Origin of the sequence: Novosphingobium sp. UBA1939 (genome assembly GCF_002336885.1) — a bacterium.
Lineage (GTDB): Bacteria > Pseudomonadota > Alphaproteobacteria > Sphingomonadales > Sphingomonadaceae > Novosphingobium.
In genome coordinates, this window is the sequence record NZ_DDFB01000166.1 from 1 (window position 1) to 8,002 (window position 8,002).

The 8,002-nt window shown below is 66.5% G+C and carries 10 protein-coding genes; 6 read left to right on the forward strand and 4 right to left on the reverse strand.

Features of this window, described 5'->3' with window-relative positions; translation table 11 throughout:
- The 4 genes from B3547_RS21830 to B3547_RS21845 form a co-directional block, all read left to right on the forward strand.
- Positions 1-459 (forward strand): UvrB/UvrC motif-containing protein (locus B3547_RS21830; protein WP_292967028.1); only part of this gene is annotated, 459 nt, incomplete at its 5' end.
- Positions 460-698: 239 nt separating this feature from the next.
- Positions 699-1,085, forward strand: coding sequence for a type II toxin-antitoxin system RelE/ParE family toxin (locus B3547_RS21835; RefSeq protein ID WP_349676515.1), 387 nt, complete (start codon positions 699-701; stop codon positions 1,083-1,085).
- On the forward strand, positions 1,066-1,350 hold the full coding sequence (locus B3547_RS21840; protein WP_292967031.1) for an addiction module antidote protein: 285 nt from the start codon (positions 1,066-1,068) through the stop codon (positions 1,348-1,350). Before B3547_RS21835 ends, B3547_RS21840 begins: the two co-directional genes overlap by 20 nt.
- 21 nt (positions 1,351-1,371) lie before the next feature.
- Entirely contained in the window at positions 1,372-1,980 is a 609-nt protein-coding gene (locus tag B3547_RS21845) for a hypothetical protein (protein WP_292967034.1), read from the forward strand.
- A gap of 21 nt (positions 1,981-2,001) precedes the next feature.
- Here B3547_RS21845 and B3547_RS21850 read toward each other — a convergent pair whose 3' ends face one another.
- Positions 2,002-3,333: a phospholipid carrier-dependent glycosyltransferase gene (locus B3547_RS21850; protein WP_292967037.1), complete on the reverse strand. Its 1,332-nt coding sequence runs from the start codon at positions 3,331-3,333 to the stop codon at positions 2,002-2,004.
- Positions 3,334-3,429: 96 nt separating this feature from the next.
- On the opposite strand from B3547_RS21850, the gene B3547_RS21855 reads away from it, so the two are divergent.
- Entirely contained in the window at positions 3,430-4,638 is a 1,209-nt protein-coding gene (locus tag B3547_RS21855; protein WP_124810051.1) for a trans-sulfuration enzyme family protein, read from the forward strand.
- Positions 4,639-4,744: 106 nt separating this feature from the next.
- On the forward strand, positions 4,745-6,085 hold the full coding sequence (locus B3547_RS21860) for a PAS domain S-box protein (RefSeq protein ID WP_124810050.1): 1,341 nt from the start codon (positions 4,745-4,747) through the stop codon (positions 6,083-6,085).
- A gap of 26 nt (positions 6,086-6,111) precedes the next feature.
- Here the strand turns inward: B3547_RS21860 and B3547_RS21865 are convergent, their stop codons facing one another.
- The 3 genes from B3547_RS21865 to B3547_RS21875 all read right to left on the reverse strand — a co-directional run bounded on the left by B3547_RS21865 (position 6,112) and on the right by B3547_RS21875 (position 7,892).
- Positions 6,112-6,360 (reverse strand): accessory factor UbiK family protein, encoded by a 249-nt coding sequence (locus B3547_RS21865; protein WP_124810049.1) that lies wholly within the window; start codon positions 6,358-6,360, stop codon positions 6,112-6,114.
- A 67-nt stretch (positions 6,361-6,427) separates the two neighbouring features.
- Positions 6,428-6,988, reverse strand: coding sequence for a TspO/MBR family protein (locus B3547_RS21870; protein WP_292922703.1), 561 nt, complete (start codon positions 6,986-6,988; stop codon positions 6,428-6,430).
- A 112-nt stretch (positions 6,989-7,100) separates the two neighbouring features.
- Positions 7,101-7,892 carry a TlyA family RNA methyltransferase gene (locus B3547_RS21875; protein ID WP_414690605.1) on the reverse strand — a complete coding sequence of 264 codons (792 nt, stop codon included), beginning with the start codon at positions 7,890-7,892 and terminating at the stop codon, positions 7,101-7,103.
- Positions 7,893-8,002: the final 110 nt, after the last annotated feature.

Genomic DNA, 8,002 nt, shown 5'->3' on the forward strand with positions numbered 1-8,002 from the left:
GACGGGCGCGTGATCCTCTATGCCGACCGCATGACCGGCAGCATGGAGCGCGCCATCGCCGAAACCGACCGCCGCCGGGCGAAGCAGCACGAATACAACCAGCTGCACGGAATCACCCCCGCCACGATCAAGCGCAACATCCACGATATCGTGGCCGATACCGCGAGCCGCGACGGCGTGCTGGTGGAAGTGGACGCGGAAGGCGCCAACAACCTCGTCGGCCACAACCTGCGCGCCTATATCGAGGAACTCGAAAAGAAGATGCGCGCCGCCGCCGCCGACCTGGAATTCGAGGAAGCCGGCCGCCTGCGCGACGAGATCCGCAAGCTGGAAGCGACCGAGCTGGGTTTGCCGGAGGATGAGCGGAAAGCGCCACTGGTAGGCCGCAGCAACGAGGGCAAGCCGGGGACGCGCAAGACGCGGTTCGGGAAGAGCCAGAAGACGAAGTGGCGCAAGTAACGCACCCCTTGATATTCAGAGTTGCACACGCTAGTTAAACATCGTCAACGAAAACTTTCGTGCTGCGACGGGACGAGCAGCGAGACATAGGCAAGTCTCCCAATTTTTGGTCACATTGCATGTGACGGGAAACTTGCCATGTCCTCCTATGAAGCAGTCAGTCTTACTGTTAACGCCTTTATGTTGGCGATTGCGCTCGCCAGCTTGGTTGTTCAAGCCTTCGATCGGGGGCGGAACAAGTGACGAGCAAGCCTCCTGGAGCCGGAAAGACGGTTGCCCCGAACTCAAATGTCTCCTATAAAGGACAAGCCTTCCAGCTGTCGGAAACGCCCGACTTCTCGGGATGGCTTGGCTCCTTGCGGGACCGGCGGGCGCGAGCGAGGATCGTGGATCGCCTCGAACGCCTGGCCGATGGGAATCTTGGTGACTGCAAGTCCGTCAAAGGCGGCGTTCACGAACTTCGCATCGACTACGGGCCGGGCTACCGGGTGTATTTCTTCCAGCGGGGCAAGGAGCTTGTCATTCTCCTCTGTGGAGGCGACAAGCGCACGCAGAAGGCCGACATTGCTTCCGCAAAGCGGCTGAAGGAAGAAATCGAGCGCAGCGATGGAACTTCGTCCATTTGACCCGGCCACCTATCTCGAGACCGAGGAGGACATCCTCTTCTATCTCGAAGCCGCGATGGAAGGAAACGACCCCAAACATATCGCCGCCGCCTTGGGGAACGTCGCCCGATCGAAGGGCATGAGCGAAATCGCGCGCAAGAGCGGGTTGGGCCGGCAAGCGCTTTACACCGCCTTGTCCGAAGACGGCAATCCGACGCTGGCGACGCTGGTCGCGGTGCTTCAAGCGCTCGGGCTGGAACTCACCGTGCAGAAACGCGCCGCCTGATAGCATATCCCCATCCCAACCATGCTCATCCGTCCGCTGCTGTTCGGCGCCGCTCTCGCCCTGTCGCTTGCCGCCTGTTCCAAACCGGCGCCACAGCCCGCTGACGGCGGCGGGCCGCTGGGGGCGGTGCGTTTTTCCATTCCCGCCAACGAGCCGATGCCGGGACCACCCGCACCCGATGCCAAAGCGGGGTGGAGCGCCCATGCCGGCGGGGCGGCGGCGCGCTATGGTTTTCCGGGGCAGCCGCCGCTGCTGATGCTGGCCTGCCATGGCGGGCAATTGATCGTCACCCGTCCGGTGCCCGCCGAGATCGGCGCGCAGGCGCTGTTCGCGCTGATCGGCGGAGGGCAGATCCTGCGCCTGCCGGTCGATGCCACCAATCTGCCCGGCGAGCGCGGCTACATCTGGCAGGGCACGATCGCGGCCGACGATCCGCGCGCCGCCGTGTTTACCGGCAGCGGCTTCGACGGCACCCTGCCCGGCGCGGGCAAGATCACCGTAGCGGGCAGCGATGTCGCGCGCGAAGTGGTGCGCCGCTGCCGGAGCCGGGCCGCCGACGAGGACGCATCGCCCCTGCCCCTGCCATCGGCGCCACCCCCGCCAAAGCCGCCCGAACACGCGGCGACCTGAGGACGCCGGCAGCCGTTGCGGTCAGCGCCAGCTGTGCAGCCAGGTATAGGCGGTATAGGCGTTCTTCGCCGGCAACCGGCCCGCCGACAGGATCGGGTAGAACCCGATGAACAGGCCCACCGCCAGCAGCAGCGCGATCCGGCCCGGCCAGCGCACGCCCAGATCCCACCAGTCGGCCAGCACCACCGCCAGCGCGGCGGTGAGGAACAGGCTGGCCAGCATGTAGTGGTAGTAGAACTGCACCGGCTTGCCGTTCACCGCCCAGAACACCAGGCTGAGGAAATAGAGCGCGAACAGCCCGGCGCGCAGGCGGTTGCCGCGTATCCCGTCCCACAGGCAGAACAGCAACGCGGGCAACCCGGCGAGCATCGTGAACGGATTGCCGAGCATCAGCACGCCGCGCTGCGCACCATCGACCTTTTCATAGAGGAACCAGATCGGCCGCAGGTTGAACATCCACTGCCACCACCGGCTCATGTAGGTGTGCGGCTTCACCACGCTGTCCTGCAATTGCAGCATGTATTTCTGCCAGGGCAGCAGCCCGTGCAGCGTCATCGGCTGGACCTTGTAGAAGAAGGCCGGCGCGAACGTGGCGAGGTAGGTCAGGATCGGCAGCAGGCCCAGCCACAGCCCGGCTTCGAGCAGCGAAACGCCCGGCACCGGCGCGGCATCGCGCGCGATCAGGAAGCGTCCGCGCCGGCCGGCCAGCGCGTGCCAGCGGTCCCACGCGAACAGCAGGCCCGGCGCGGCGAGCAGCGGCGCGCCGTTCCATTTGGCCCCGAGCGAGAGGCCCAGGAACACGCCCGTCAGCGCCAGATGCAGCCGCGCGCGTCCGGGCCGGCCCTCCCCGCCCCTGCGCCAGGCCAGCGCCCATTGCCAGAACGCCAGCGCCATCGCACCGCCCATCGCCATGTCCAGCATGGCGATGCGGGCGATCACGAACCAGATGAAGTTGGTGGCCATCAGCACGCCGAACACCAGCGTCGCGCGGCGCGAGAGAGTGGCCCACCACATCGCGCGCATGGCCGCGAACAGACCCAGCGTGCCCACGATCGCCGAAGGCAGACGCCAGCCAAACGGCGTATCTCCGACCAGCTTCATCGACAGCGCGATCAGTTCCTTGCCCACCAGCGGGTGTTCGGGATTGAGCCGGCTGGACAGTTCGATCAGCCGGCGCGCGGCGGGCAGGTAATGGATTTCATCGAACATCGGCTTCGACGGGATGCCGAGCCGGTGCAGCACCACCACCCAGAACACGAACGCCAGCAGCACGCACCAGCCGAGCGGATCGCGGTCCCGGCCGGAACGGTAGGCACGATCGAAAGCGGGGGCGTTGTGGAGAAGCGAGGCCATGCCCATCGCCAGATAGGCCGATGCGCGGAACCACGCAATGGGAGGTGACGGGGCACGCCTTGCACCGTCAACGCGCGCGGCGTAAGGCCCGGCGCCATGAAACGGACGACAGGCCAGGACCGCTCGATCACCGCCAAGTGGCGCCCCGCAACCCGCGCCGTGCGCGCTGGCACCTGGCGTTCGGAGATGGGCGAGACGTCGGAAGCGTTGTTCCTGACATCGGGCTACAGCTACGACGATGCCGCCACGGTTGCCGCGCGCTTCGCCGGCGAACAGCCGGGCATGACCTATTCGCGCCTCCAGAACCCCACGGTGGCGATGCTGGAAGAACGCATCGCCATGCTGGAAGGCGCCGAAGCCTGCCGCGCGCAGGCCAGCGGCATGGCGGCGATGACCGCCGCGCTGCTCTGCCAGCTTTCCGCCGGCGATCACATCGTCGCCGCCAAGGCCGCGTTTGGATCGTGCCGCTGGCTGGTGGACAGCCTGCTTCCGCGCTTCGGCGTGGAAGGCACGGTGATCGATTCCCGCGACAACGCGGCGTGGGAAGCAGCGATCCGCCCCAACACCAAGGTGTTCTTCTTCGAAACGCCGGCCAACCCGACGATGGACATCGTCGACATGGAATATGTCTGCGGGCTGGCGCGCGCGCATGGCATCACCACCGTGGTCGACAACGCCTTCACCACCAGCGCGCTGCAACGCCCGCTGGAATTCGGCGCGGATGTGGTCGCCTATTCCGCCACCAAGATGATGGACGGACAGGGCCGCGTACTGGCCGGCGCCGTGTGCGGTTCGGACGATTTCATCAACAACAAGCTGCTGCCGTTCCAGCGCAACACCGGGCCGAACCTGGCGCCGTTCAACGCCTGGGTCGTGCTGAAAGGTCTGGAAACGCTGGACCTGCGTATCAACCGGCAGAGCGAGAACGCGCTGAAGGTCGGCCGGTTCGTGGAAAGCCGCGTGCCCACGATCCTGCATCCCGGCCTTGCCAGCCATCCCCAGCACGATCTGGCGATGAAGCAGATGTCGGCCTGTGGTTCGATCTTCTCGATCGTGCTCGATGGCGGGCGCCAACAGGCCCACGCGCTGCTGGATGCGCTGCAACTGATCGACATCTCCAACAACATCGGCGATTCGCGTTCGCTGATGTGCCACCCCGCCTCGACCACGCACTATTCGGTCGCCCCCGAAGCGCGCGAGGACATGGGCGTGACCGAGGGGATGCTGCGCCTGAACGTCGGCCTGGAAGATCCGGACGACCTGATCGAGGATCTGGATCAGGCGCTTAGCAAAGCCGGGCTCTGAGGGCCGGCCTCTGGCACCGGGAACACATCCCCGTTGCATCCGTTCGTGGACAGTCGGGCAAAACCCCGGCTAGTTTGGTCCCGAACGGGCAGCGGGGAGCAGTCGATTGCTGGCGGAAGAGCATCTTTCCGCGATCATCCAGTCGTCGGATGACGCCATTATCAGCAAGCAGCTCGACGGCACGGTCATAAGCTGGAATCCGGCCGCAACGCGAATCTTCGGGTACGAAGAAGCGGAAATGGTCGGCCAGTCCATCCGCCGTCTGATTCCGGCCGATCGCCAGGGCGAGGAAGACGCGATCATCGGCCGCATCCAGCGCGGAGAGCGCGTGCGGCACTTCGAAACGATCCGGCTGCGCAAGGATGGCACGCCCATCCGCGTTTCGTTGACGATTTCGCCCGTGCTCGATGCCGAAGGCCGGATTGTCGGCGCAAGCAAGATCGCGCGCGACGTGACCGACCAGTTCGCCGCCGCCGAAGCGCTCAAGGAAGGCGAGCGCCGCTTCCGCATGCTGGCGGACAACATTTCGCAACTGGCGTGGATCGCGGCGCCCGATGGCGGGCTGAACTGGTACAACCGCCGATGGTACGACTACACCGGCACCCGGTTCGAGGACATGCAGGGCTGGGGGTGGGCTGCTGTCCAGCACCCCGATCATCTCGAACGGGTCCGTGAAAAGTTCGCACGGCACATCGCCGCCGGGCGCGAATGGGAAGACACGTTTCCCCTGCGCGGGCGTGACGGCAGCTATCGCTGGTTCCTTTCGCGCGCGAAGCCGATCCGGGATGAGCGCGGCGTGATCCTGGCGTGGTTCGGTACCAACACCGACGTGACCGAACTGCTCGACAAGGAAGAGCAGATCCGCATCCTGCTGATGGAAGTGAATCACCGCTCCAAGAACATGCTGGCCGTGGTGCAGGCGCTTGCCCGGCGATCCGGCAACGTCGATCCGGTGTTTCTCCAGCGCTTCGAACAGCGGCTGGCCAGCATGTCCGCCAATCAGGACCTGCTGGTGCGCCGCGGCTGGGCGACGATTCCGATGGGCGAACTGGCCGACGCGCAGCTCGCCATTCTCGATGGCGAGAGCCGCAGCCACGTTTCCACGGACGGCCCGCACATCGACCTTGCCCCGCGCGCGGCCGAAGTTATCGGCATGGCGCTGCACGAACTGGCCACCAATGCGATCAAATACGGCGCGCTTTCCCTGTCCGGCGGAAGCGTCAACCTGGCGTGGCGTGAAGCGGACGGCCGTTTTGTGGTGGAGTGGCGGGAACGGGGCGGCCCCGCCGTTGCCGCACCGCGCGAGAGCGGTTTCGGCACCACGTTGATCCGCCATATCCCCGCGCGCAGCCTGTCGGCGAACGTGACGCTGGATTATGCGCAGGAAGGCTTGCTGTGGCGGCTGGACTGCGACGCGGACGTCGCCCGCAATCTCGCTTCAACCTGATCGCGCGCGCCGGCCGACCTGCCCGATCAATCCGTTTTCGCGCCTTCCAGCGCGGCGAGCCGTGCCTTGAGCGTTTCCACTTCCTCGCGCGCGGCGGCGGCCATGTCCTTCACCGCGTCGAATTCCTCACGGCTGACGAAATCGAGGCCACCGAACACCTCGCGCACCTTTTCGCGCGCGGTCTCGCCCGCTTCGCGGCCCACGCCGGCAAGCGTTCCGGCAGCGCTGTTCATCAGCTTGACGAAATCGGCGATCAGCGGGTTTTCGCTTTGCATGGCAATCTGTCCTGAAACTGGTGATGCCGCCTAGATGGGGCCGATTGCCGCCGGCCGCAAGGTGCGATCAGTGCCCGAGTTGCACCCGCACCGTCGCCCCCGCAGGTGCAGCCCCGTCGGCATGCGGATTGAGCGTCAGCAGCTGCCAGTTGAGCAGCGATGCAAAGCAGACCCACGCGAGATAAGGGAGCAGCAGCCCCGCCGCCAGCGGACGCACGCGCCAGAACAGCGCGATGGTAACCGCCAGCGCCAGCGCCAGCGCCCCGATGATCCCCAGCGCGAGCGCGATCCGGTGCAGGCCGAAGAACACGGGGCTCCACGCCAGGTTGAGCGCGAGTTGCACGACGAACGCGGCCACCGCCAGCCCCCGCCCCCGCGCGCCCCGCGCCGAAAGCACCATGGCCAACGCAACGCCCATCAGCACGTAAAGCACCGTCCACACGATCCCGAACGTGGCGGGCGGCGGATAGAGGCCGGGCTTGGTCAGCGCCGCGAACCAGGGGTTGTCAGGCCCGCTGCCAGCGCTTCTTCCCGAAAGGAAGCCCAGCGCGAGGACGAGCGGAACCGTGAAAAGCGACCAGCGCAACAGGCTGGCCCGAAGCTGTGCGGGCGAAGCGAGGTATCTCATGGCACCTTACTGCGGGCAGAGTCCGGAGAAGCCGGCGCCCTTCGTGATTCGCCCGGGATATTGGCGGGCCGATGCCGGCCGCGCAATGTCACAAACGCGCACAATGCGCGGTTCAGGCGCGAAAAGCCGCAATCAGAAATTCCACATTGCCTTCCGGGCCGGTGATCGGGCTTTCCACGATCCCATCCACCTCCCAGCCCTCGCCCTCAAGCCAGGTCCGGACCTCGGCACAGACGCGCGCGTGCAGCGCCGGATCGCGCACCACGCCGCCCTTGCCCACTTCCGCCCGGCCGACCTCGAACTGCGGCTTGATCAGGGCGACCAGCCGCGTCGGCCGCGCGGCCAGCGCCAACGGCACCTCCAGCACCTTGCGCAGCGCGATGAAGCTGGCGTCGCACACCACCCAGTTCGCCGACCTGCCGATGTGCGCAGGCGTGAGCACGCGGGCGCTGGTCTGTTCCAGCACGGTGACGCGCGGGTCCTGCCGCAGCTTCCACGCCAGCTGGTTGGTGCCCGAATCGACCGCGAAAACGTGATCGGCCCCATTCTGGAGCAGAACGTCGGTGAAACCGCCGGTGGAACTGCCGATGTCCATCGCGGTCACGCCGCGCGGGTCCAGCGCGAAATGCGCGATCGCGTGGGCCAGCTTGATTCCGCCGCGCGAAACCCACGGGTGGTCGCGCCCGCGCACGTCGAGCGCGACATCCGCGGGCACCGTTTGCCCGGCCTTGGCGATCTTCGCCTCGCCGGCATAGACCAGCCCCGCCAGGATCAGCGCCTGCGCCCGCGCGCGGCTTTCGACCAGTCCGCGTTCGACCAGCAACTGGTCCACGCGGACCTTCGCGGCCGGCTTGGCGGGTCGGGTGGGCTTCACCGAAGCGGAAGGAGGCGGGGTTGAGGTCACCTCCCGTTCCTTTCATACAACGGGCATGAAGATCAACCACAGCGCGCGACACCGTCGCCCCCGCGTCGCGATTTCCGCCCCGGCCAATTCCGCCCTGGCCGTGCTGGCGG

Bases quoted from the DNA above. Each gene is read 5' to 3' on its own strand.
- B3547_RS21845 (WP_292967034.1), top strand. From the start codon at position 1,372: ATGCTCATCCGTCCGCTGCTGTTCGGCGCCGCTCTCGCCCTGTCGCTT.
- B3547_RS21855 (WP_124810051.1), top strand. From the start codon at position 3,430: ATGAAACGGACGACAGGCCAGGACCGCTCGATCACCGCCAAGTGGCGC.
- B3547_RS21850 (WP_292967037.1), bottom strand. From the start codon at position 3,333: ATGGCCTCGCTTCTCCACAACGCCCCCGCTTTCGATCGTGCCTACCGT.
- B3547_RS21865 (WP_124810049.1), bottom strand. From the start codon at position 6,360: ATGCAAAGCGAAAACCCGCTGATCGCCGATTTCGTCAAGCTGATGAAC.
- B3547_RS21870 (WP_292922703.1), bottom strand. From the start codon at position 6,988: ATGAGATACCTCGCTTCGCCCGCACAGCTTCGGGCCAGCCTGTTGCGC.
- B3547_RS21840 (WP_292967031.1), top strand. From the start codon at position 1,066: ATGGAACTTCGTCCATTTGACCCGGCCACCTATCTCGAGACCGAGGAG.